Annotated in this window: 21 protein-coding genes; 9 read left to right on the top strand and 12 right to left on the bottom strand. The window is 54.8% G+C overall.

What is annotated here, in order from left to right:
* Positions 1 to 855: dockerin type I domain-containing protein (locus ABX962_RS06340; RefSeq protein ID WP_372717661.1), on the top strand; the 855-nt coding region annotated here is incomplete at its 5' end.
* A 6-nt stretch (positions 856 to 861) separates the two neighbouring features.
* A complete protein-coding gene (locus ABX962_RS06335; RefSeq protein WP_372717660.1) occupies positions 862 to 1,068 on the top strand; it encodes a DUF1289 domain-containing protein in 207 nt (68 codons plus the stop codon).
* A gap of 246 nt (positions 1,069 to 1,314) precedes the next feature.
* On the opposite strand, the gene ABX962_RS06330 is transcribed toward ABX962_RS06335, so the two are convergent.
* From ABX962_RS06330 to ABX962_RS06320, 3 genes are all read right to left on the bottom strand, one after another.
* Positions 1,315 to 3,363: a PTS sugar transporter subunit IIA gene (locus tag ABX962_RS06330; RefSeq protein WP_372717658.1), complete on the bottom strand. Its 2,049-nt coding sequence runs from the start codon at positions 3,361 to 3,363 to the stop codon at positions 1,315 to 1,317.
* Positions 3,364 to 3,584: 221 nt separating this feature from the next.
* A complete protein-coding gene (locus ABX962_RS06325) occupies positions 3,585 to 4,085 on the bottom strand; it encodes a hypothetical protein (RefSeq protein ID WP_372717656.1) in 501 nt (166 codons plus the stop codon).
* A 34-nt stretch (positions 4,086 to 4,119) separates the two neighbouring features.
* Positions 4,120 to 4,314, bottom strand: coding sequence for a Flp family type IVb pilin (locus ABX962_RS06320; protein WP_339936798.1), 195 nt, complete (start codon positions 4,312 to 4,314; stop codon positions 4,120 to 4,122).
* Between the two features lie 434 nt (positions 4,315 to 4,748).
* On the opposite strand from ABX962_RS06320, the gene ABX962_RS06315 reads away from it, so the two are divergent.
* From ABX962_RS06315 to ABX962_RS06305, 3 genes are read left to right on the top strand one after another with little or no spacing between them, the layout of a single operon-like run.
* On the top strand, positions 4,749 to 6,518 hold the full coding sequence (locus ABX962_RS06315) for a hypothetical protein (RefSeq protein WP_372717654.1): 1,770 nt from the start codon (positions 4,749 to 4,751) through the stop codon (positions 6,516 to 6,518).
* Positions 6,515 to 7,795: a CNNM domain-containing protein gene (locus tag ABX962_RS06310; protein WP_372717652.1), complete on the top strand. Its 1,281-nt coding sequence runs from the start codon at positions 6,515 to 6,517 to the stop codon at positions 7,793 to 7,795. Before ABX962_RS06315 ends, ABX962_RS06310 begins: the two co-directional genes overlap by 4 nt.
* A complete protein-coding gene (locus ABX962_RS06305; protein WP_372717650.1) occupies positions 7,792 to 8,733 on the top strand; it encodes a CNNM domain-containing protein in 942 nt (313 codons plus the stop codon). Before ABX962_RS06310 ends, ABX962_RS06305 begins: the two co-directional genes overlap by 4 nt.
* A 16-nt stretch (positions 8,734 to 8,749) precedes the next feature.
* On the opposite strand, the gene ABX962_RS06300 is transcribed toward ABX962_RS06305, so the two are convergent.
* Together ABX962_RS06300 and ABX962_RS06295 are read right to left on the bottom strand one after the other, a co-directional pair.
* Complete coding sequence (locus ABX962_RS06300; protein ID WP_345323442.1) at positions 8,750 to 9,040, bottom strand: hypothetical protein; 291 nt, start codon at positions 9,038 to 9,040, stop codon at positions 8,750 to 8,752.
* 292 nt (positions 9,041 to 9,332) lie between these two features.
* Positions 9,333 to 10,250, bottom strand: coding sequence for a tetratricopeptide repeat protein (locus ABX962_RS06295; RefSeq protein ID WP_372717648.1), 918 nt, complete (start codon positions 10,248 to 10,250; stop codon positions 9,333 to 9,335).
* Positions 10,251 to 10,472: 222 nt separating this feature from the next.
* Between ABX962_RS06295 and ABX962_RS06290 the strand changes: the two genes are divergently transcribed.
* The gene (locus tag ABX962_RS06290) at positions 10,473 to 10,910 is read left to right on the top strand and encodes a hypothetical protein (protein ID WP_372717646.1); all 438 of its coding nucleotides are present in this window, start codon (positions 10,473 to 10,475) and stop codon (positions 10,908 to 10,910) included.
* Positions 10,911 to 11,105: 195 nt separating this feature from the next.
* Here the strand turns inward: ABX962_RS06290 and ABX962_RS06285 are convergent, their stop codons facing one another.
* From ABX962_RS06285 to ABX962_RS06275, 3 genes are all read right to left on the bottom strand, one after another.
* Entirely contained in the window at positions 11,106 to 11,612 is a 507-nt protein-coding gene (locus tag ABX962_RS06285; RefSeq protein ID WP_339936813.1) for a Fur family transcriptional regulator, read from the bottom strand.
* 211 nt (positions 11,613 to 11,823) lie between these two features.
* Complete coding sequence (locus ABX962_RS06280; RefSeq protein ID WP_339936815.1) at positions 11,824 to 12,096, bottom strand: flagellar biosynthesis anti-sigma factor FlgM; 273 nt, start codon at positions 12,094 to 12,096, stop codon at positions 11,824 to 11,826.
* A 483-nt stretch (positions 12,097 to 12,579) separates the two neighbouring features.
* Complete coding sequence (locus ABX962_RS06275) at positions 12,580 to 14,676, bottom strand: spermidine synthase (protein ID WP_372717644.1); 2,097 nt, start codon at positions 14,674 to 14,676, stop codon at positions 12,580 to 12,582.
* A 260-nt stretch (positions 14,677 to 14,936) separates the two neighbouring features.
* Here ABX962_RS06275 and ABX962_RS06270 point away from each other — a divergent pair, with 260 nt between their 5' ends.
* A complete protein-coding gene (locus tag ABX962_RS06270; protein WP_372717642.1) occupies positions 14,937 to 15,866 on the top strand; it encodes a cation diffusion facilitator family transporter in 930 nt (309 codons plus the stop codon).
* A gap of 580 nt (positions 15,867 to 16,446) precedes the next feature.
* Here ABX962_RS06270 and ABX962_RS06265 read toward each other — a convergent pair.
* From ABX962_RS06265 to ABX962_RS06255, 3 genes are read right to left on the bottom strand one after another with little or no spacing between them, the layout of a single operon-like run.
* Complete coding sequence (locus tag ABX962_RS06265) at positions 16,447 to 18,009, bottom strand: hypothetical protein (RefSeq protein WP_372717640.1); 1,563 nt, start codon at positions 18,007 to 18,009, stop codon at positions 16,447 to 16,449.
* A 51-nt stretch (positions 18,010 to 18,060) separates the two neighbouring features.
* Positions 18,061 to 18,609, bottom strand: a complete 549-nt coding sequence (locus ABX962_RS06260) for a hypothetical protein (protein WP_372717638.1) — start codon at positions 18,607 to 18,609, stop codon at positions 18,061 to 18,063.
* Positions 18,581 to 19,102, bottom strand: coding sequence for an RNA polymerase sigma factor (locus tag ABX962_RS06255; protein WP_372717636.1), 522 nt, complete (start codon positions 19,100 to 19,102; stop codon positions 18,581 to 18,583). The genes ABX962_RS06260 and ABX962_RS06255 overlap by 29 nt, the downstream gene beginning before the upstream one ends.
* Before the next feature lie 888 nt (positions 19,103 to 19,990).
* Here ABX962_RS06255 and ABX962_RS06250 point away from each other — a divergent pair.
* Entirely contained in the window at positions 19,991 to 21,688 is a 1,698-nt protein-coding gene (locus ABX962_RS06250; RefSeq protein ID WP_372717635.1) for a hypothetical protein, read from the top strand.
* Between the two features lie 473 nt (positions 21,689 to 22,161).
* Here the strand turns inward: ABX962_RS06250 and ABX962_RS06245 are convergent, their stop codons facing one another.
* Positions 22,162 to 23,997: a TIGR03960 family B12-binding radical SAM protein gene (locus ABX962_RS06245; protein WP_372717633.1), complete on the bottom strand. Its 1,836-nt coding sequence runs from the start codon at positions 23,995 to 23,997 to the stop codon at positions 22,162 to 22,164.
* A gap of 124 nt (positions 23,998 to 24,121) precedes the next feature.
* Between ABX962_RS06245 and ABX962_RS06240 the strand changes: the two genes are divergently transcribed.
* Positions 24,122 to 24,451 carry a Rieske (2Fe-2S) protein gene (locus tag ABX962_RS06240; protein WP_345683555.1) on the top strand — a complete coding sequence of 110 codons (330 nt, stop codon included), beginning with the start codon at positions 24,122 to 24,124 and terminating at the stop codon, positions 24,449 to 24,451.
* Positions 24,452 to 24,647: the final 196 nt, after the last annotated feature.

Genomic DNA, 24,647 nt, shown 5'->3' with positions numbered 1-24,647 from the left:
TTGAAAATCAATGGCGGCGATGGGTTTGATCGCTTGACCGTGACGCTATCGGAAAGTGAAATCGATCTTGCCGCGTTCCTGGCCAACCAGATCAGCGGTTTCGAAGAGGTCGTGATCACGACGACGGAAGCGAAAGTACTAAGTTTGGATGCTAACGCCATTGCTCAGGCGTTCGGTCCCGGGACTTCGATGGTGCTTCATATCGGCGTGTCGCAACTGACCGCGAATGCCGATTGGACGCTCGCGGACCCGACCTTCGTTTCCGGCGTGTTCGCCCAAGTGCTTCGGTTCGAAGGGGTTGAGATCTTGGTCGTCAGCGATTCGCCGTGGCGAAATTCGCGAGACCGATGGGACGTCAATAATAGCGGGTCGGTGACTGCGTCGGACGCGCTGACGATCATCAACCGATTGCCGCTGCAAGGAGAATCGCGTCTGCCGGTGATCGAATCGCTCGCTGATTTTACCGGGATGTATTATGACGTTTCGGGCGACGGCAAGGTCACCGCGCTGGATGCACTGAACGTGATCAATCGTCTGAACAGCACCATCGAAACGCCGCCGGCAGAACCCGAAATAACGACCGCCCTGCCCTTGCCTGCGGCAACGCAGTCTGCGGTGGAACCCTCGGCGCTAACTTGGTCTGCGACGAGCTCGGCAAGCCAGAGGATGCAGGCTGAGAGCGAGTCGGTGGTCGATTCCCCTAATGGCCTTTCACTTTCGTCCGCTGCGACTTCACCACACCCCAACGCCGAGATCATCGATCAGGTGATGCGAGAATTCAGCGGTGATGTTTCAGAGGTCGGCGACGAATTCGATTCGTCGTTGGACGCGTTCGATTGGCAAATGCTAGGGTAATTCGCAATGAGTGATTCCACTGCAAATGGCGGTGATGATGTGGCATCGCCATGCATCGGAACATGTTCGCTTGATTCAAGTGATCTTTGTGTCGGCTGTTTTCGCAGTCGCATGGAGATCGCTCGTTGGTCGAGTGCATCCTCAGCAGAACAGCAAGCAATCGTCCAACAGAGTGTGCGACGTCGCCAAGCACGCGATCAATCGGCACAGTAGGGTTGCTTTTGCTTTGAGCGATCAAACTCAGGGTAGCGAAACTCGCGAAGAGTTTCGGTGGGCACCCTAAACTACCGAAGGTCTTGGCAACTTTCGCTACGATCGCATAGCTAAGGTGCGACGCCAAGGTCAACGGTCGACGAATTACTCATCTGCGCCCGACGACAGGATAGAAGCCTATCCCACATCGACAGGCTAGCAGCCTGTACTACCGGTAACAGGCTGGCAGCCTGTACTACGGGCGTCTTAGCCGGGTAGGATGCTGGAGGATTCGTTTGGCGTTTCTGCCGCATCGAGCGCCGCAAGATGCTCTTTCTTGAAGTAACGATTGGCCAGAATTCGGATTGGTACCAACAGCGTGATGAACAGCGGAAAGACAATCGCGATCGCACTGCTTTTGATGACCCACAGGACCGCCAAACAGGCGAGTTGCAACATGGTGTAAAGATGCACGACCCGTTTAGGAACACGTCGCATGTAGTGTGCTTGGGGGTACAGACTGCTCTCCATGGGCAGCAGCGTTAGCCGCTCGAGGAACTGATTTCCCTTCATCGATACCAGACCCATGAACAGGAAGACTCCGTACAGCACCGCCATCGGAACCATCTTTAGTAACGCCAATGCGATCAGCGATCCACCGATGCCCAGATGAATCAGTAAGCCGGTCAAACGTGTTTCGCGGACGTGAATCACCCGGTCGCGTCGCTCGCCACTACGTGTCACCACCTCTTCGACATCCGCCAAGCTGCGAATGTGATTCAGCGATCGCACGGTGGCCGCAACTATCCAGGGAAGTCCAACCAGGCTGAAGGCACCCGTCAGCACTCCGATCACGCCGAGGTCCCAGTGATAGGCGGGGCCTTTCTGCAGTTGATGATCCGGGCTGTTGACCAAGCGAGCGGTGATGTTCTGGTCTAAGAAGATCAGCACGGCACCCAGCAGTCCCGGGATCACAGAGGCAAACCAGACCCACTGTGGCGCATCCATCGGATTGACGAACCAAGATCGGCCGCCGTGAAGCGAGGGGGCAAATTCATTGGGGATATCGAGTTTTGCCAGTTCCACATTGCTCAGCCAAAACGCGACCGCACTCATCGCGACCAATGCAATCGTGGGGCCAAAATCGCCCAGCAGTTCACGCATCCACGGCAACAAAAAACGGCTGCGGCGGAACGCTTGCAAGTTCATTGCCAAGTACAGAGTTCCAAGTGCTAGCAGCAGTGTCAGCAACGCATGCGACGGGTTGGCCAAGTCGTTGATGTCTTGGGATTCGCGAGCCAGTGACGAGAGGGCTTCGTAGATATAGATCACCGAGATCAATGCCGCAAAGATTTCGTCGGTGAATCGCGTAAAGAAACGCATCAACGCGCTCGCGTCAGTAACCGCTAACAGGATCGTCAAACCGCCGGCCCACAGACTGACGCAAGCGTACGTCGGCAAAAAAGGGATTTCGAGCTGGACGCATAAAGTGTAAAGCGTCGTGATGAACACCAACAACGGACCGGTGGTCCCGATGATGATAAGTGGTTGACCCGAAAATAACGCATACAAGACTCCGCCGATCGAGGCTGCTAAAATCGTCTCGACTGCTCCGATTTGTCCGCCGGTCGCCACGCCCATGATCCCGCCAAACGTGACGGTCGGGGCCAAACAGGCAAAGAACAAAAACATGATCGACGCGATGCTTTTGCCATGCACCCCATCGCGAAAATCGGAAAAGTAGTATGGCAGTCGGTGGCGAAAATCATCGATCAATCCGCCGGCAAAGCGACCCGTCCAACGCAGTCCCTTGTGAACGTCGACTTCCGGTACCGGTGTGGCCGGAGCAATCCGCGTCTGAAAATGCTGGAACGCTTCGGTTAGCTCCACAGCGTTTTTGGCATGGCGAAGTTCGTAACGCGCTTCGGAATCGCTCATAAAACGAGCAATCGCGGCAAGCGTGTCGATATGACGCCGCGCGGCTTGGTCAGGGCCGACTAGCAAGAAAATGTACGAAACCCCGACACCATCCAACGCTCCCGCATTGATCGGGTGCCTCAAGCGGGCAAAAACAACCAGCGGTTCGGTTAAGATTTCGCTGTAGGCGTGTGGCACCGCAACGGCCTGGCCAATCGCCGTGGCTGCGGTGTGCTCTCGCTGCAGCAGCAGTGCGAGAATGGGATCTCGTTGCTCGGTGTCGATCGTTCCACGGCGAGCAAGTTCATGGCAGATCTTACCCAGCGCCTCATCAAGGCTCGATGCTTCAAGATCCAGTATGCATCGATCCTCGCTGAAAGATTTTTCGAGCAACTCCATGCTGTCTTGTCCACTTTCGCGTTGATTCGGTCAGGGTGTCGCCTAAGAGTATGCCATATCGAGAGGCATGCGACGATTACAGAAAGGGTGATTGACGAACCAAAATGAAAAAGGGCGCCAAAAGGGACACATCACGGCGTTGGCAGCGGCCGAGGAACGAGCGTAATTCGCTAGCGATGACCGAAACGTGCTCAGAAGATCATCCGACTACAATCATCCGACTACAGAAGAACGTCAACGACTTCTTTGGACGAATCCGTTGTTTTGCGCGGGCCCGTTGGGTTCTTTGATTCTTCTCGCAGCACCAGCAGTTCCGCGCGGACTTCGTTGAACAATTCCGCGATATCGCTCCAGTGATCATGTTCACGAAAGTTCAAGGGACGTGGGCTCTCGCCCGCGATCAAGCGTTGCAATTCGCCTCGCAGTCGACAGATTGGACCGGCAAATCGGTTCGTGGTGGCCAGCAGGTCGTAAGCTGCAATCGGCAGAATGACAAGCAAACCTGGGATCCAGGTGATCGCGTCATCAAGACACTCGATCATCCGTTGGTTTGTCGTGCCCTCGCGATCGGACAAGAAAACCGTACAGCAGAAAACGACGCTGTAGTACAGGATCGCGGCAAACGCGTAGAGTGCCACGCGACGTAAAATGGCCCCTTGGACATGCGGATCGGCAATCACATGTTTGCGAGTCGAATTCGACGAAAATCGTTTCAGGTCCATCACTTTTTGTCCACAGAATTGTCCGCTGTTAGCGCTAGCTGCCGAACGCACCGTCAATCGCGTTGCCGGACGTCACGAAACTCTCTTGGGTCTTGGTGGCCAGGAACGAGACCGAGCTGATGCAAACGGCGAGAATCAACGCCAGCATCACCGCGTACTCGACTGCCGTTGGGCCGTCTTCTTCGCGTAAAAATTCGACGACCGCACGTTTGTAGGATGGCTTGATCATGATGGTGAGTTCTTGTCTGTATTGCATCGCGTTGCTGGCTTGCCCCAAGCACGTTCATTAAAAGCCAGCCATTCGCTTTTAATACATTCTTCGAAACTTGTGCTCTGTTATCAAAACCATAGTGCGCTGTGGCGCGTAGTATGGGGGGCTTTCGTGGGGTCGTGCTGATTTTGTGCGATAGATGGTCGAAGAGGCTGGATTTGCCGATTAGATTGATCATTCATCAAATCCTCAGCCCCTTTGGGGGATTCCCCTAGGATTGGAATCCTATTGGCAATAGCGGCCTTAGGGGGGGCATCTCTCATAAGAGCGACCGCCAAAACGCCCCGCAATGGCAGCCAGAGACGAATCGATGGTGGCTGTATCGCCACGATGGGTTTGTTAACCTGTAAACAATCGTCTTCTTCCTCAATCACCGCCACGTTAACATCAGCATGCTCGGACCCGTATTTAATCGCGAAGCGTTGGTCGTCCCGAAACGGCCCAAGACGTACCTCAGTCGAGGCGTCTACGTGCTGGTGCTGTTTTTGCTGCTGTGCACGGGATATTTGGTGCTCGATGGTTCGCGATCGCTGTTGACGACCTCCGATTCGGCTCGTTTTGGTGGTTGGATGTTCGCCTTGTTGTCGCCGCTGCAATTTTTGGTGCTCAGCAGTTTGGCGGCCGTCGGAGCCGCTAGTAGTGTCGCGCAGGAAAAAGATCGCCGTACCCTGTTGCTGCTATTGATGACGCGGTTGAGTGGTTTTGAGGTCGTTGTAGGCAAATTGACGGCCAGTCTGCTCGGGCCGCTCTCGATGCTGGTTTGCGCCTTGCCTCTGTTTTTGGTGCTGCCACTGCTTGGTGGCGTCTCGCCCGCACAAGTGCTAAGCGTATTTGTGGTGACCGCCGCAACCATTGTGTTTGCTGGTTCGGTCGGTACCGTCGTGGGATTGTGGCGCGAGAAAACGTTTCAAGCGATCGCGCTAACCGTGTTGTTGTTGCTGATGTACATGGCCATCGCCGAGATGATTGCGGTCATCGGCAGAGTTCCTGAGACCATCGCGTTGGCGCTGAGTCCGCCTCGAGCCCTGTTGGCCGCCGCCTCGCCACTAGCGAGTCTGTCGAGCGAGACGGCGATCGGGATCAGCTACTTTGTTGGCGTGTCGGTCTGTATGTCGATTGCGACATTGTTGTTTGGCGTGATGAAGGTTCGAATTTGGAACCCGTCGCGTGACGTTCGCTTGAAAGCGCCTGAACCGGAGACATCCGAAGAACTACGCGAGTATTCTGAACCAGCGACTTGGAAAGTGCGTCAGGCGCGTCAGGTTTGGAAGAATCCAATTTTGTGGCGCGAGATCATGACCTGGGCTTATGGCCGCAAAGTGGTGGTGATCCGAGTTGCCTTTGTTGCGTTGTTCCTGTTGGTTACCGGCGCCCTTTATTTTCAAATTGAAAGCGGAGTGGCGATGGAACCCGCTGGCCGAATCGGTCGCGCTCTGCCGGCGGCGACGTTGCCACTGGCGGCATTGGGCGTGATCAGTTTGGTGTTGGTGAACGCGTTGGCGGTCAATGCGGTTACGGGGGAACGTGACGGATTGGCGCTGGACTTGTTGTTGGTGACCGATCTTTCGCCCAGCGAATTTGTGTTTGGCAAATTGCTGGGAGTGCTTTATGTTGCCAAAGAAATGATCCTGCTGCCGCTTGCGTTGATCGTCTATTTGGCGGCCAACGGCGTCATGACGGTCGAGAATGCGACGTATATCTTTGTCGGTGCGATCACGTTGTATGTGTTTGTTTCGATGTTGGGCATTCACTCGGCCCTGAACTATGTGGCTGGACGAACCGCCACGCTGGCGAGTCTTGGGACGGTCTTTTTCCTTTGTGTTGGCATTGCAATTTGCATGACGATCATGGTCAGTTTCCGTGGCGCATTTCAGCTTCAATTGGCTCCCTTCTTGGTGATGATTCTCGGGGGTGGAGCGGCACTTTTCGCTTCCCTTGGCTGGCGTAACCCGTCGTCGGCCATCTTTGCCGCTTCCTTCTTGTTGCCCTTGATCACGTTTTACGCGATCACTCAGTTCTTGTTGCAAACCGACCATCTGTTTGTCGTGTTTTCATTGGTCGTCGGTTACGGATTTACGACCGCCGCGATGATGATTCCTGCATTGAGCGAGTTTGATGTGTCGCTTGATCGCGATCGCGGCGCCGGTGGAGATTCCGCTTGAGTTCCCTGTTCGCGGCTTGGGGATGGCTGCTGGTGATGGGAGTGTTGATCCTGCTAAGCGCACTCTTTAGCGGCAGCGAAGCCGCCTTTTTTTCGTTGCCTCATCGCGAGCGTTTGCGACTGAAACGCCGCGGCGTGACAGGACGAATGGCCGCATCCATGTTGGACGATTCGGATCGCTTGCTGTCTGCCATCTTGTTCTGGAATCTGTTGATCAACATGACGTACTTTGCGATCGCGTCGATCGTTGGTACCAAGTTGCAAGACGATCCGGCGGGCGGTTCGTCGCTAGCGGTCGGGTTCACCGCCGGAAGTTTGATGGTGATCATCTTCTTTAGTGAGATGTTGCCCAAAAGCATCGCGGTGCTCGCTCCGGCGCGGTTGTGTTTGCTTGTCGCTCCGCCGCTGAACATCGCGGTCAAGATCGTTGGCCCCGTGTTGCCGTTGGTCAAAACCACCAACCTTGCCGTCAGCCGTTTGATTTGGCCGTCGTTTCGTCCCGAACCCGAAATCGATCTCGCCGATATTGAACGTGCCATCGAACTGGGGACCGACGACGCGGCGCTGCTGCAACGCGAACGGATCGTGTTGTCGGGACTGGTGGAAATGGCCGAAATTCGCGTTGCCGAATTGATGCGGCTGCGGAGCAAATTGCAGCTGTACACCGTCGACGAAGTGCATCAGATTCTCAGCCAAGATCAACCGCTAAATGGTTACGTCTTGATCACCGATACCGATGGGCAATCAATCAACGCCGCCATCAGCGTTCGACTCTTGCGGCCTAGTCAGATCGATGATCTAGCCAATGCGATGGAACCGGTGATCTATGTCCCCTGGTCGGCGCGTGTGTCCCAAGTGCTCGATCAACTCAACGACGACGACCGCAGTGTAGCTGTGGTCGTCAACGAGTTTGGCGAAGTGATTGGGGCGGTCACGATTGACGATATCTTGCAATACGTTTTTGCTTCGCGGCACTCGCACGAGATGGATACGATTGGTGAAGCGACCATCCAAATGCTCGAAGAAAATCACTATCGGGTCCACGGATCCGCCAGCGCGCGTGCGCTCGCCAAGCGATTGGGGATCGAAACGGTCGAAGAGGGAGTGACCACGGTGGCAGGGTTGATCCAGCGGCATAACGAACGACTGCCGCGAGTCGGTGATCGTGCTCCGCTAGATCGCTACACGCTCGAAGTCGTCGAAGAAAAAGACGATGCCGTCTGGATCGATGTTCGTGTGGTGGATGAGCGTCTCGATACGCCGGAGACACCGTCATGATTATCGCGATCTTGATCTTTGCAGTTGGGCTGCTGCTGAGCGCGTTTTTTAGTGGTAGCGAAACGGGGCTGTACCGCGTATCACGAACCCGTTTGGTGCTCGATGGGCTCAGTGGTTCACGCATGGCGCGAGGCGTCGTGTGGCTGTTGAATCATCCTGCGATCTTTGTCGCGACGATGTTGGTCGGCAATAATATCGCCAACTATCTCGTCAGTCTTGCGATCGTTATGGCAGCGCTGATTTTGTTTGGTGTCGATACGAGTGCCGAACTGATCGGTCCGGTGCTGATGACGCCGGTCGTATTTGTACTCGGCGAACTGTTGCCGAAGTACTTGTTCTTTCATGCCCCCTATCGGTTGCTGCGGGCGACCCGCCCTGCCCTGCTGGTGGCCACCCTGCTGTTTGCACCGGTCACGATCCTGTTGGGATTGCTGGGGAACGCGCTGCGATTGTTGACCGGCGAGACCCCGTTTCGCGTGCGATTGACCATGGCTCGCGGTGAATTGGATCAAGTTTTACGAGATGGTCACGAAGCCGGTATCCTTGCCGCCGGTCAGCGTGTGTTGGCACAAAACTTGTTCGAAGTCGGCAATCAGCCCGCGGTGTCCTACGGAGTGCCGCCGCAACGATTGGCGATCGTGCAAGCACCGGTCAATGTATCCGAAGCGAAACAACAAGCTCGCCGCCGCAACCATCCCATCGTGCTGGTCCAGCGAGGCGGACGGATTATCGGATTTTTGCGTTACGCCGACTTGTGTGTCGCCAATCCACGAGTCGATATCAAACCGGTGATTCGTGGACGGACCACCGATCGACATCTGCGAATTTTGTTGCGTCTGTATGATGCCGCAAGTGATGTGGCGGTGCTCTTCGATGATCACGGTGATATGCGATCGGTGGTCACTCGCCGGCAATTGCTGCAGCCGCTGATCAAGTAGTTTTGACGGCAAACGGTCACTTGGAATAACCAAGCGTTCCAATCACCATCAACATCTCGTCACAGGTGATGTAACGGCGGTGATGTTCCAATTTGTACTGGTCGATGGCAACCGCGAGTTGACGTCCCTCTTCGGAGAGTCCGCTGTGCGAGCTGCCGAATTGACGACGTTCCCCTCGTGGCTTGGATGCATCTTTGGCTCGACGATCGACAAAAGCATCGTGAGTGGACGCGGGTTGGCTCGACACCGAAAAGTTTTCCGGAGTTACCGCTGACAGATAGTTGGTAGGCACATTGGGTTGTTGCATCAGTTCACTCTTAACTGGATGAGCATGGTAATCCGTTAAAAGCCTACCTCGCAAAATAGCAGGACGCGGTGTTCACGTCTCTTTTCGCGGAGGTTTTTCGTTTTTGATGCACATGGTCACCCCTCATCGCACCAGATAACCGTCGCCATCGGTACAACCCGGCCGCTGACCCGTTTTGAAGTTGCGCGTTTGTATTTAGGGGCAAAGCCCCGGACGTTTACCTAGCCCAGCCCAACGGGCTGGGACCAAGACTTGGGCTACGAAATTGGTTCGTGCCGCAACCGCAATTGCGTTATCGCAGACTCGCGGGCATGTCGAATCCATGTTGTTCGTTGGCCAGCCGCTCTTGTTGCTTTTTGACTTCGTTTGCCCAGTTCGCTTCGCCGCCCAGCGCGTTGGGGCCTACGAGGGAGGGGTTCAGTTTCAGGGCCATCGCGAGTGACTCTTTGGCGGCTTCGACGTTGCCTTGATCCAATAGCAGCGTGGCGAGCTCGAGACGCGCGGTCGAGTCGTTCGGATCTTTCTCGGTGGCACGCACGAAACATTTCTGAGCCTCGTCGCTGCGTCCAAGTTGCCGCATCGCAATCCCCTGCAGCACATCGGCGCGCGCCGGTGTCGCATCGGTTCCCATTCCGTCTTGCAACCGATCAAGCGTCGCCAGCAGGCGTCCATAGCGATGTTCTTGGTGGTAAATTTCCGCCGCCTGCAGCTGGACTTCGGGGAAATCGGGTTGCAGTGCCAATGCACGATGATACGCAGCCAAGGCGTCGGGCAGTTGACCCGCCGCGAGCAAACAATCGCCTCGCAACGCCCACACGTCCGCCGAGGTGCGGGCCGTTGCCAGCGCAGCAAGGCTTTGCTGCTGAGCCTCTTGGTCGCGTCCCACGTCCAAGTACATGCGGCCAAGTCGCTGGACTCGTTTGGGGTCGCTGGCGCTAAGTCGGACCGCTTGTTCCATATGCTCAATCGCTGCGTCATGCTCGCCTCGTTGCCAAAGCGATTCTGCGAGGCCCCAATGAGCACGGTCATCAGCACGAGAAACATCCAATGCGTCGCTGAAAAGCGTTTCGGCGACATCCCACTGGTTGTTGTGCATGGCCTTAAAACCCTGCCCTGACAGCCGCCGAGCCGCAATCGATTGTCGACTTTCACCGATCCGCCGAATCGAGCGGCAGCCGGCTAACGCCAACACCGCTATCATCAGTATCATGAGGGCGAAATTCGATTTCATTTCAGGGCGATCGCGTTGGGAAAAGAACGTTCTTCGCTCCTTTTAGCAAGATTTCCCTGTTAAAAGCAATGTAAAGATCGCTGATCGGGGCCACTTCCGCAGCGCTTCTTAGCAATCTCCTTTTCCTGACCAACGTCCCTTCCGCGGCGGGGGCGTCATCGTCGATTCTCCCCGTCCATTACGCAAATTCAAAACGAGAAAATGCCAGCAACTTTTGACGAATTCGGACTTCGTTTCCTGTATCCCGATAACTGGACATCCGTGGTTGACGAGGAAGAAGGGGGCAACAGTGCGACCCTGCAGCTGCCCAGCGGTGGATTCTGTTCAATCGTCCGTGACCAGAGTCAGAATCTGGACGAGCAGCTTGTCGACGAGATCCGCGATGCCATCATCGTGGAATACAACGAGGTGGAATCGGAAATCCTGCCCATCGATTCCTTTTTTGACAACGGTTTGGCGGTCGATCTGAAATTCTATTATCTCGATCTGCTGATCATGCTGCGGACCATCGTGACCCGGATCGCAGGACAGCGGTTTGTGATTCAGATCCAAGCCGAAAGTCGCGACTTTGATGCGAACGAATTGGTCTTCGGCGCCATTTTGAAACAGCTCCGCGAATGCGATCCCAGCGAAGATTAAATCGTTGATCGCTCCACGATCAAAATGCAATCTCGATGTCGCTTCGTTGGCGTGCAAGCTTGTTAGCGGAGCGGCGCAAGCCGCCCGGTCAGGATCGACGTTTTTGTTTGCGGCAATTGGGCAGCTCGCGCCGCACCGCTACCAAAGTCGATGGCATTGGACTTGCGCTGCTCTGCCAATGAAAAGTCATCCTGCCTAAACCAAGTCTTGCTTTCGCTTTTTGCGGCGGTTCTTGCTGCATTCGCGACACACGCCATGGATAATCATACGGTGACCCGAGATGCGGAATCCATGCTCGACACCGATTTCTTCCAGCAGCTTGGTGAGCGGTTCGCTCTGGAACTCGAACAGCTCGCGACAACGTGTGCAGTACAGGTGGTCGTGCTGGGGGTAGCCATAATCGTGCTCGTAGACCGTGCGGCCCTCGAGCTGGAAGCTTTTCAGCAGTCCGGCGTCGACAAATTCACGCAGCGTCCGATAGACCGTCGCACTGCTGACATAGTTCTTGGCCCCTTTGCGAGGCAAGCGGTCAATCAGTTCGTCGGCATCAAAATGGTCGTGATGGCTAAAGACTTGATCAACCAACGTTTTCCGCTGGCTGGTTTGTCGAAGCCCGCGCGTTTGCAAATACTCCTCAAAACGCTCTTGAGGGGTTAGCGAAACGTCAATCGGTTGAAGCGAAGGAGATGATGAGTCTGACACGTTGACAAGTATTGGCGGTAGCGTCGGTGCATTGCGGGGCGAATTTCGCCGTCCCAACAGAGGAAACAGCTCGCGGTGGTCCTCTTCAAAGAGTACACCAATTCTGCGAGCTGTTTGAATGCCCTAACACTGTCTTACCGCATATTTTCGACTTTGACCACGCCGAATCGGCGAAAACCGAGTCGGGATCGCTCGTGCCCGTGTCACTGCACTATGCGAACTGGTCTAACATCCGCTCCAAGGCAGCGTCCATCTTCTCAGGTGTGTCGTAATTGCCGCTGGCAATTTGGCGACGAAGGTCGGCCACGCGGTCGATGCGGATCTCTCCGCCACCGGCGATCGCACCCTCAAGCCGGTTGACGCCCGATGCCGCACTGCTGATGTCGAGTTGATCCACAGGAGCTGCGGATTTCTTCGGCGTCGCTAGATTGGGGGTCGGGGATTGGGTTCGTTGTGCCCCACCTGCGTTTTGCGAGGCGGACATACGAAAAGGGCCAAAAATTTGCATAATCTGATTGCTCCCGTTTGGGACTGGTGACTCCCATCAAACCACCCGTAACTCAGTGATGAGTCGCCGTGGGTTAGTTTAATGGATGCGAAAGCGCGTGAATTGACCGGGCCTATCCAGCAAAATCTTCCTTGAGATCACTTGATTTTGACCGTTTCCGCTTCGGTCGTCAGCGCCGCTATCCTTGTCCCAGGATGCAATCCGTCGTAGCGAAAAGAGACTTTCGTCAGCGCGAATCGGGCGGAAACATTTGTTTCATCGTCCATCGACCGCGACAACTTCAATCAATTTGATCACCGTGCGGTGCACAAATTGAATCCCAGGGACGCTGCGGAAGTTAGCAAACTCGTGAAACTACGGGCAATACCGGTTTTTCCGACTTCTTGAGCCAATCCAGAAAAGATCGAGAATTTTTTTTTCAAACCCTCAAGTTGCACACCCCTAAGGTGTTGCTTGCAACTACCACAAATTCAGCACGCTGACCAAATTGTGGTGTTGATCGGTCCACAACGGCGCGTCGCGAAGTTGCTTTGCACTGGCCGGCTGAGCCGTTTCCATCGCCGGGTGACCCCAGATCGGATTGTCCGCGTCCGCCAACAGGACCCCACTGGAATTTCGCACGCTGATCGCATCGTCGCCGATTCCGTAAACGACTCGGCTTTCCAGCCATGCGTTCTTCGCCAACCGGTGGACTAACGGAACTAAATCGAGATGGTTGTTGGAAACGTGCACGGCAAACACCCCTTCGGACGCCAACCGGGTGCGATAAAGTTCAAAGGCTTCGGTGGTCAAAAGGTGAGCGGGAATCGCATCACTGCTGAAGGCATCCAGCACGATCAGGTCGAAGCGATGGTCCTGCATCCGTTCCATCACCAACCGGCCATCCCCGAGATGATGCCGAATTGTCGATGGACAATCACTCATAAAAGTAAAATGTTCGCTGGCGATTCGCTGGATCGCAGGATTGATTTCGATCATGTCGAACTCGTCCTCCGCTCGGCCGTAGCTGGCAAGCACGCCACAGCCCAGACCGATCACACTGGTTTTGATCGACGGCGAACGTTCTTGCAGTACCGAGATCACGCGGCCAACACCGCTGTCGTAATAGTAGTAGGCGGTCGGTTCCGATGCCGCGTCCCCCGGTCGCTGCATGCCATGAATCGTGCGGCCATGGACCAAATGGGTCCCTTCCTCGTCGCGATGCACTCGCAACACTCCGAAAAAGTTGCGGTCCGATGCGATTGCCGAGGCGTGCCCTTTCATTGAGAGGTCGATGATCGGCAGCGCCATCACCACCATCACGACAATCTTGAATCGCCGAGCGGCGTTCCAGTCGTAGTCGGCCAGTTGCCAACCTCGACTGGCGAAAAAGATCACGACGGCTAACGCCGAAGCAAGCGACAACGCCAACGGTAGTTCGGTGAAATTGTTGAATAATAACGGACATACTACCGCGACAATCAAACCGCCGATCGCACCGCCAGCGGAAAGTAACGCATAGTACTGGGTCAACCACTGTGGCGCCGGCTTCACGCGAGCGACCTCGCCATGACACAACAAACACACGCCCAACAGCAGCACCATGTAGCAACTGGCTTCGGTGAGCAGTTGAAACGAGAAAGGCAGCAAATATTTATTTCGGAGCGCTGCGATCGCCAAGATACTGACTAACGCGATCCATTTTGGTTTGTACCACTGTGGCGAATCAAAGCAGATGATAAAGCTGAGCAGATACAAGCTCAGTGGCAGCACCCACAGAAACGGGATCACCGCAACGTCTTGGCAGACGTGATTTGTCACAACAAGCAGCAGCGTTGATGCAAACGCGGGCAGCGCGACCCACGCCATTCGGTGTTGCCAAGGGATTGATGTGGAGCTGTTGGATGTGTGTGAGGATGTTGTCGGTTGCTTCTCGCCGCGATCGACGACGCGGAACAACCGAATCGCAACCACGCTTTGAAGCAAGACGAAACCACAAAACATCAGCGACCACACCACCGATTGATGCGATACCGATAAAAATGGTTCGACCGCAAAGGGATAACTCAGCAGTGCTAACAGCGACCCGGCGTTCGAAAGTGCGTAGAGCCGATAGATTTTATCACTCGAATCTTGGTAGCTAAGCCATGCTTGGATCAGCGGTCCGGTACTGGAGAGGACAAAATAGGGCAGCCCGACGTGACACAACAACATCCAAAGCAAATAGAGTGTTGGCGATTCCGCTCCGCTAGGTTTCCAGACATCGGACGGTTCAATCGGCAAGCTTAATGCCGCGGCGCTCAGCAGCGATAAATGGATCGCGCCTTGAATGGCGGGTTTAAAATAACTTTTCAGAACGTGCGCATACAAATAGCCAGCAAACAACAGCAGCTGGAAAAACAGCATGCATGTGGTCCAGACCGCGGGCGTGCCACCAAACCACGGCAAGACACACTTGCTGATCACCGGTTGGACTTGGAACACCAAAAACGCGCCAAGCAGGGTGGTCGCGGCAAACCAAAGGGTCGACAATCCGGTTTGTTCCGGTTTTGTGGGCTGAGAGGGGCGATGGCTCATGAATTCGTTTTCGCAGGCAACGGTTGAGGCAGGCAAAGTACGTAAATGCGGACACACGTTGGAAAAACCTAGGTTACGGTTCGCCGTAGAGGGGGGATGAATCCAGGAATTGCCTCGGTTCAATCGGGCTTACGTCAAATGGGGCTGGTTCAATTGGAAGGGTTTGCCCGGGTTCAATTGGAATGGTTTGTCTGTACGATAAGCTTGAAAATTGGCCTTCATCGAAAGCGTCAAACGTCCCCACCTCCGAGTTCTCGCCCTTGTCGATCACCCCACCTCGAGACGAAGCGACCATTGCGGTGCGTCAACGCGTTTACGTCGACGCGGGCCGCGCGGCGGTATGGGGATTGGGCGTCAATGTCGTCTTGGTCATCGCAAAGTTGTCGGGCGGGATCGTGACCGGTTCCGCCGCGCTGATTGCCGACGCCGTCAATTCGATCGGCGATGTCGCCAGTGCACTGGCCGTTCGCGGAGCACTCAGTGTCGCCCAGCGTGAAGAGGACGACGATCATCCCTATGGTCACACCAAAGCCGAATCGATCGCCGGGTTGTGTGTCGCTTTGCTTGTCGCATTTAGTGCAGGATTATTGGCGATTGAAACCGCAAAGCGATTCGGCGGCGAGTTGCGAGTTCCCGCCGTGTTGGCCGGTTGGATCGCAGCGGTCTGTGCGTTGGTCAAAGAGGTGACGTATCGGTTCACCGCCCGCGTTGCCCAGCGGCTCGATTCATCGGCGCTGCGAGCAACCGCGTGGGATCATCGCAGCGACGCATTGGGATCGGCCGCCGTTGCGGTTTCGTTATTGCTATCGCCGTATGTCGGTGCTTGGGGGCCGTACATCGACCCGATTGCCGCGTTGTGTGTTTGTGGCATGTTAGTGATCACTGGGATTCGGATTTTCACCAGCACGGCACGCGAGATGATGGATCAACAAGCGGACGAGGCGACTGTGACGCGAGCCCGCGCCGTCGCCGAAGCGGTCGCTGGCGTGTCGTATGTCGAGAAGTTACGGATTCGCAAAAGTGGACTCGAGTTTTTTGTCGAGATCCACGTACAAGTCCCTGGCGAGATGTCGGTCCAAGAAGGCCACCGGATCGGCCACGATGTGAAAGACATGTTGTTGATCGAAATGCCGCGAGTCCGCGACGTCCACGTCCACATCGAACCCGACACCCACAGCGAAGCGTCCTAAAAAAACTCGTTCCCAGGCTCCTGCCCAACGCCGTCAACGATTTTTGGGCTGCAAATTACGGCATTTGCGTTTCGTAGCTACGCTCGCCAGAGCGTGGATTGTTGACGTCCAATGCGAATCACCACCTTCTGGCGAAGGTAGCTACCTAAAAATCTTTCACGGCGTTGGGCTCCTGCCTAGTAACGCACTGCACCGCAGGCTCCCGCTTGCGCAGCGGCGTTGGACGGGAACCGACCGAAGAAGATTAGGATTAAGAGTACGATTACGATTAAGAACAGAACGGGTGTAACGATGTGTGACCGTCTTGTGCGCAAGAAACTGGATATCATCGATTTTTGAAATCGTCGTATTCTTGCCGGCGGTCACAGCGGTTCGATTCGTGGGTTCCTCCAGGACAAGCCCGTCGAGGAAGCCAATCGCTGCCATGCCATCAATCCGATCGTGTCGGTCCCCTATTTTTCTGTCCACGTTTCCAAACGGTCGACTGCGAACAAAGAAACGGAAGAACAGGCATTTTGTTGTTTCTGTCATAAACGACTCCTTTATTCTTTTAAGACGACGTCCATCTCCGGTGCTAACCTTATTTAGCAATCCGTAGGATCAATTGATGTTGCATTCCAGGTACAGGAAAACCTTTCAGCACCGCATGGTCATCTTTTCGTTCGTAATGGAGCAATCTTCCGATGAATGGATCGACCGCTGCGGGCACGTCGAGTGCGTTGAGTGAGGGGGGCAATTCTGAGTCGTGTGCGGCAGCGTACATCCGGATCGCTTCGATCGTTCGCAACATTGCAATGTTGCGTTCACAGCCCGCCTGCGCATTTTTTGCAGCCACTGAAAACGATGGAGACCATGACTGGAACGGCTTGGCAAACAAGCCCGCCGCCTGTGCCTCGGTTTGCATCCTTTTTTCGATCTCGACAAAAGCTGGGTTCGTGCGAATTTGCCAATATGGTAGCAACGTCCATTTGTAGTATTCGTCTCGCCATCGATCCAGAAAGCGAACCATTGCCAACAAAACCACCTGCTCGGTTGGATACTTCTCAACTTGCTCGGGCTTCAATTTCTGCTCGTCAATTAAGTACGCTTTGGCACTAGGATAGGCATCCAAGATGAATTTCTCGATTGTTGCTCGAATCGCGACAGGATCTCCGGTGGGAAGATTGAAATCGACTTCCAGCGACCTAAGTTCGGGCAACAAACGATCGATGAAGTCTTGCCAATAACCTTCAGAGCGAGGCGTTTCATCAATCTCTGAAAGCAACTTTAGCTGCAAGTGCATGAATTCATGTTCCACGTCAAAGGCTTGTTCCATATCGATTAGCGGCGTCGGCATCGCGGCGAACGCCCAGTACAGATTCGGTGTTTGGGCGTGCTGCAACAGATACAGAGCATCGTTCCAAGCCATCGAAGCGATTGAGTTTCCGACCAGACCCGAAACAAGAAAGTCGTCGCTGCCAATGTGCCGAGCCATTGCGAACTGTTGCCCCAGTATTTCAATCGCATCGTCCACGCGGCCTTCCGCAATAGCGACGCGGCAGCGGAGGCTTTGGTTTCGAGCTAATTCACGAAAGTTTTGAATCTCGGGAAGCAAGTAGCCGAACATATCGTCATCGATCAGCTTGAGGTTTCGATTCAGATCAAAATGCCGACGGCTGGCCGCTTCCCGAAGAAATTCAACCTGAAAACTCGTGAATTTCAAATACGTTTTGACGTCATCGATTGGCAAGTCCTCGGGTGGAGTCGAGAGCCATACATGCGGTCTCGTCTCGTCTCGCGTTTTGCCTTCCGCTTCGGCTTGTTTGGCAGCGTTCGAAAAAAATTCCGAGAGCGAATGGCGGGAGCCTTGTTGTTCGAAAAATCCGGCGGCTTTCAAGTAATACAGGGATGCGTTGCCAGGTATTGCATCGAAGCTGCTTGGGATCAGCCGATATTTCATTGCAGGCTGCGGTTCCGCAGTCGGATGCAGGACGAGCTGTTTCGTCATGATGACGATGTCAGTTTCAGCCGATTCTTGCTGCGACCATCCATCGGATGTTTTTGCTGATTTTTTCGCAAGCGGTTCGGCACTGGATTGCTTGCAGAGCAGACAAACGAATAGCAATAGGATCAGTCTGGAAAAAACTTGGAGGGATTGGGACATCGTATTAGTTCGCAGAAGAGGACGAAATGAACCGATAGATCGAAAGCGATGTTACCTTCGTACGCCAAGCAATTCTTTGATTAGTTGCTCGACATTGGGGGTTGCATGGCTGGCAAGCGTTTCACCCTCCATTAACGGGATTGCGTGTTCGCTTGAGTGGAACGACGTGACATGCTCGTTTCCAGGCAAACTCTGTCGCGACGCTATGTTTCCTGCTGTCATCGGCATGTGGATCGCGAAATCAACAGGAGTGGCTGACCGCAACGGTTTGCGGCTTGTCTCTTGATGGACGACATGCTCCTGAGGGAACACCGCCGATTCCTGGATTGTGGTAGTTGAATCACCGCCGGGACTTAGCAACAAAAACGTCACGAGCACGCCAGCGGCAAATCCACATGCGGACGCGGTTACTAAATGGAATCGATTTCGAACACGAGTGTTTGACGGACGAACGACAGGATCATTGGCCCTGGCGATCGCATCGAAAATCGCTTCAGCATCAAAGCCGACCGGGCGTGGCTGAAATTTTTTCAGCTGTTGCTCGAGTGAACGTACATCGCGGTGTACCGCATCATGATTGTGGTTGTTTTGATCCATCATTGACCTCGGGGTTCTGTATTTGATCGATCGACTGTTTTAGAGTCAGCAGTGCCTGCTGGTAACGACGATGAACGGTGCTGAGCGGCAGTGAAACTAGGTTTGCGATTTGTGCGAATGAAAGGTCGCCCCAGATTCGAGCGACGACGATCTCACGATCTTGCTCTGCCAATTGGCTTAGCATCCTTTCGCAATCGGCTGGATCGTCGTCATCGTTTTCCGCGGGGATGAACCACGATTCCAGCTCTTGGCCCGCTCGAGTTTGGTGCTTGCGGCGTCGTGCGTCCGCACGTTCCAAATTGATCGCCCGGCGCCGCACGGTGGTGTACAGCCATGCAATGGGGTCATTCGGAAGCGTTGTTTGTTTCATTAACGCGATTAATGCTTCTTGAACCGCGTCTTCGGGTGCGCGACTCCACTGCCTAGCGTACAGCTTGAGTGCTGCACCTTGAGCATCGATCAGTTGCTGCAAGTACGTCGCGTCAATTGGTTTCACCTTCTTGGACCACTCTGTTTTCGTACGCTTGATTCACAATCGGTGTCTGTTGGTGTCGGTGTTCGGCAGCTGGACGTTCAGTGATGGGGCGGTAGAAACACCTAATCACTGAATCTCAGCGTAGGCGGAGAAATTTTTCCTTGCATCTCACCGCACATACAGATGTCACCGGGTAAAATGTATTTTCTCACAGAAATTTGAAAATGCATCCAATTTTCTGTTTGGACGGCAAAACACGCAGGACTAGCAAGGGGCTGATTCCTACTTGCTCTGACCCCGAATCGTGCAGAGCACGTCGCAATCATCAAGTCGAATGATGCCGATTGTCGAATCTGCACCAGCCAAGCTCGTTTTCTTTCGCCGTCTGCTGAAGGTCAAAAAAATGGAAGGTTAAACAATAGCCCGTCATGCCATCCATGCGAACGTATCGGCTTTCCCATTTTCTAACCTTCGATTTTCTAACCCTTCGTTTGCTTTGGGTTCCAAGCAGCATTCGGTTAAAGCACGCGGCTGCGTCAGACCGAAGTTGCGAAATAAATATGGAGCCAATGCGATATTAGCTTTACATCGCGATTGTCCTTTTCGATTCTTGCCGCCCATCCTGTCTTTCTGTCGTAACAAGTTTTCTGTCTTCCGTGAACGCTTCGAGTTGGGTCTCTTTAAGACCAGTCAATCGGAGCAAACATTTGCGTCCGCTTTTCGTATCGAGCTGCGTTGGTTTGACTGAAGTCGCCGATGCGGCCTAGCAAATGTTCACGTTCATCCCCAAAACTCGTTGCCAGGTGGTTGTCGTTTACTTCACAGACCACAAATTCGTTCAATTGAAAATTAAAGTAACGAATTCTCAATTCCGACGTGGAATACGCTAGGATATCTCGATCGTGTCCCTTGTTTCGCTCGCGTGAAATCGGAAAACTGATGTTGTCGCATTTGCCATGGTTCCGCTTCGGGAGCTGTCTTTGGGTTTGCCTGAGTGCGGCGAGCTTATTTGCCGATCCGCCTCGCATTATCACTTGCGGCTGGAATGCACCGACGACCACTCAGTTGGCTCGTGATGCGGCGCAGATGCAAACGTCTGTGTTTAGTGGAGCGGTGTTGGATATTCGCCCCGACGCCGGAATGCCCCATCCGTTTTGGTCTGCCCACAGTCGCGATGATTGGTCGTCGTTGACGTTCGACGCCGGCGTTGATCCCCTGCAAAATGCCGATGTCGGCAAATTGACCTCGGCTTATCTACTTGTCAAGGCGAACCCTGGCGACGTCGATTGGCTGGACGATGAGGGATGGGCCGCGATTGTGGATCACTGGCGTATCGCCGCACGGATCGCCAAACGTGGAAAGTTAAAAGGGGTGTTGTTTGATCCCGAGCCGTACAGCGAACCGTTTCGCCAATTTCAATATTCGCGTCAGGAAGCGGCCATCGACCATTCGTTCGATCAGTATCGTGCGGCGGCGCGAAAGCGAGGCCGCGAAGTGATGACCGCGGTCATCGCCGAGTTTCCCGACGTCGAATTGGTGAGCTACTTTCTAATGAGCTACCTGATACGCGATCACCGCTATCGCGGCCCCTCGCCAGTCGGCCGCTCCGACGAAGCTTGGTGTTTGGCGGGGCACTCGTATGGGTTGCTGCCCGCCTTCTTGGATGGCTGGCTCGATGTGTTGCCGCCAAGTATGACGCTGTACGATGGGTGTGAGTACGCGTACTGGCACAAATCGGCGAATGATTTTGCGAGGGAAGCGGATGATGTTCGTCGGCGAGGCGTCCAGTTGGTGTCGCCTGAGAACCGTGACAAGTATGCGAGGCAATTGAAAGTCGCTTTTCCTATCTACATGGATGCGATTCATCCCGAACTAGCAGGACGTTATACGCTTGAGCCTGAGAATCCTGATCGATTGGCGTTACTTCGCCGCAATCTCGCAGCGGCGATCGACTACGGTGACGGGCTGGTGTGGATTTATGGCGAACATGGACGCTGGTGGCCTGAGCCAGGCGAGACGGCGCTGTGGCACAACAAAGATGTCTATCCCGAGTGGCGGACTTTGATTCCCGGTTGTGACATTGTGCTGAAGGAAGTCGTGGAAGCAACCGGAACTCGACCGGTTGCAGAACTGCAGCCCTTGTCATTGCCAGATCATCGTGGTGCGACACAAAATGATGTATCGGTCCAGTGGTCGACGTGGTTGGGCAATGGACCGATGGCGGACACACCGTCGGGTGACGCTAAGATCAGTGAAGATGTTGTTGTGATCCGCGGTGCCGCAGAAGCAGCGGGATTGGCGACGGTGACGGTCGAGCCCGGCGAGCGGTTCTGCGTTTCGGTTCGCGTTCAGCAAACCGGTCGTGCGCTGACCAATTTGGCGGTCCGGTTCAAAACGGCGGATGGCAAATGGTTGGAATCAACCTCGCACAACGTCGCCGCGTTCCCCGAGGATGGTGTACCCGAGTCGTGGCGAGCGATTCATGCAAAGGTTTCTGTTCCAGAGGACATTCACACGATGGTGGTGATTTGTTCGGCGGTACAGCAATGGGATCTCAATGATGTCGTCCAGTTCAAGGACTTGCAAATCGAGCGGGTCACGCCGTAGTACAGTAAGAGCATCAGAGCGTTTGTGCTGGACTGCTTAAACGTTGGTATTGATGTGATCTTGGGTTCCGCCAGTGTTCTGTCACCTCTCCCGGCGAAGCTGGGAGAGGTCGAACGGGCCCTTAAGGCCTCGTTCGGGTGAGGGCCGACTGCGCAACTGAGCTTGCAGCAGGCCTCCACTTGCTCGGTCGCCCTCACCCGAGCGTTGCTGAAGGCTCTGCTCGACTTTTTCGAACCACGGAGACTGCGGACTTGGTAGCAGTGATTCCAGGCCGGAGGCCAGCACACTCTGCCGTCAGGGTGTCGGCCTCCGGCCTTACGGCGACAGGTTGCCCCTAAAACCGTTGGCTCACGCCAACGGCAGGTTCTGTTTCGGCCTCCGGCTTATGGGATTGCTGCTAAGGCAGCAGTCTGCAAAGTTGGTGGAGAGGTAGCAGGCCAACGGCACCAAGAATATGAGACAAGCATCCCCTACTACGTGGCGTTGGCCATGGCGGCCAACTGCACCGTTGCCCTGCCCTGCTCTTTCTCTAAATACGCCCGGCCGAATTTGACGTTGACGTGATCCCACGGCAATTTGTCCATCATTTCGTACTTCTCATGGACTTGCCGCTCGACGTCCAGTCCGGCATCTTCGATCGCGGACCACCATCGCTCGGGATCGAGGTATTCGGTCCATCCATCCATGCGAGCACCACGCTCCCACGCCAAACGGACGACTTTGCCGGTGCGGCGATCGCCTCGGCTGAGCACCCCTTCAAGCAAACTGGTTTCAATATCGTGACACTTGATGTTCACGCTGCGGATTTTTCGGCGGTGCCAAAGATATTTGTGAGCCCATTTGAAATACTCGCGTCGCTGCATCCCGTTCCACTGGTATGGCGTGTGTGCCTTGGGAACAAAATTCGATACCGATGCGGTCACTCGCGGGTAGCGGCCTTTGACCTGTTTGCCCACCGTGGCGATTTCTTCGGCCAAGTCGACGATGCCGTCAAGATCCACCGGGCGTTCACCCGGCAAACCGCACATAAAGTACAGCTTCACTGCATCGTAGTTGTTTTGGAACGCGACGCGGCAGCCTTCGATCAGATCGCTGTTCTTGATCTTTTTGCGAATCTGTTCTCGCATGTCATCGCGTGCCACCTCGGGTGCTAGCGTTAGCGAACTGCGACGATCATTGCCGATCAATTGAGGCAACGTGCGAAGTTGATCGTTGACTCGCAAACTGGGCACGCTGATGTTCACGCCAAGCGGGCGAAACACCTCGTGCAGTCGATGGATCAGCGGGGCAAAGTGGGGGTAATCGCTACTGGACAGCGACAGTACGCTGATCTCGTTGTAACCGGTATTGCGATAGCTTTCGATCGCCGCGTTGACAATCGTATCGACCTCGCGGATTCGCAGCGGACGTTTGATCACGGTGCTTTGACAGAATCGGCAAAGATGGGGACAGCCACGCATGATCTCGATTGCGATCCGGTCGTGCACGCATTCGATGTAAGGGACGATCGGGGACGTCGGCAGCGGGATGCCATCGAGATCACTGATCACGCTGGGGGCGATCGTGGCCGGAACGTCATCGCGGGTACGAGAGAGCGAGACGATGCGATTGTTTTCGTATTCGGGTTGATAAAACCGCGGCACGTAAGCATAGGCAAGTTTTTGAGCGATTTCCGCAACCGCCTCTTCACGCTGCGAACGGCCTTCGGAACCGCCGGCAAACGTGCCATCGCCGCGTCGATAACGCTGACGCAGTTCGATCCACAGATCGCAGATCTCGGGCAATGCCGGTTCGCCATCGCCCATGATCATGACGTCGAAGTAATCGGCCATCGGTTCGGGGTTTTGACAACAGGGGCCTCCGGCGACCAACAGCGGATCGGCCATCGTACGATCGACCGATTCGAGCGGAATGCCGCCCAGGTCGATCATGGTCAGCACGTTGGGCGAGCTGATTTCGTACTGAAGACTCAGCCCGATCACGTCAAAATCGGCAAGCGAGGTGAACGTTTCGAGCGAATAGAGCGGGATTTCGTGCTTTCGCAGCAGCGCCTCCATATCCGGCCACGGCGTGAAAACCCGTTCGGCACACCAATCGTCACGCCGATTCATCAACGAATACAGCACTTGCAACCCATGATGGCTCATCCCGATCGTGTAGGCATCGGGGAACCCCAGGCACAATCGGCCTCGCAATTGCCGATGATCCTTGACGACAATATTGCGTTCACCCCCCACGTATTGGGCAGGCGTTTGAACATGCGGCCAAACCCGGGACTCAAGTAATCGGCGGCGTTGTTGATTAATCATAGTCGCTGAATTCCAATCGTTGTCAGGTAGGGGAATCGCTGCTTCATCGTTAAAGTAGATGCCGTATCGAAAAGCGGATGATCGGGCTCAATCTGAAACCATAACAAAATATGAGGATATTTGCGTGAGCGATTTTGAAACGGTGGGTAAGGTCAGTGACTTTGAAGAGGGCGTCGGGCGAGCGGTTCCCGTGGACGGCCGGATGGTCGCGATTTTTCGCAAGGGAGACGAGTGGTACGCAATTGACGACCTTTGTCCCCACATGGGCGCTTCGTTGGCTGAAGGTCATGTCGATCCCGAAACCGACGTCGTGACCTGCCCCTGGCACGCATGGCGCTTCTGTATTCACGATGGCACGTGGGAGGACAACCCGCGAGTGAAAGTCGATTGCTTTGAAGTCAAAGTCGTCGGCGATGACGTCCAAGTTCGCGAGAAAGAAGCCCCGTCAAAATAAAGTCGCTGATCGCTCCGCGATCTGCGCGTTTTTCTTGCGTAGCGGAACTCGTCAAGAGTTTCGATCATCCTGGACGACAAAATGGTCATTCATGACGACGAAAGTCATGATGACTTCCGCGTGCGCTACGCTCGATCCTGCTTTCTAGCCCCGAGCCGAACCCTAAACCGTAAAGCTCTCGCCGACCGCTAACACA

This window comes from Novipirellula sp., from assembly GCF_041583735.1.
In the GTDB taxonomy this organism is placed as follows: Bacteria; Planctomycetota; Planctomycetia; order Pirellulales; family Pirellulaceae; genus Novipirellula.
Note: the sequence above shows the minus strand (reverse complement) of the source record. Positions and strands in the feature narration are given on the sequence as shown.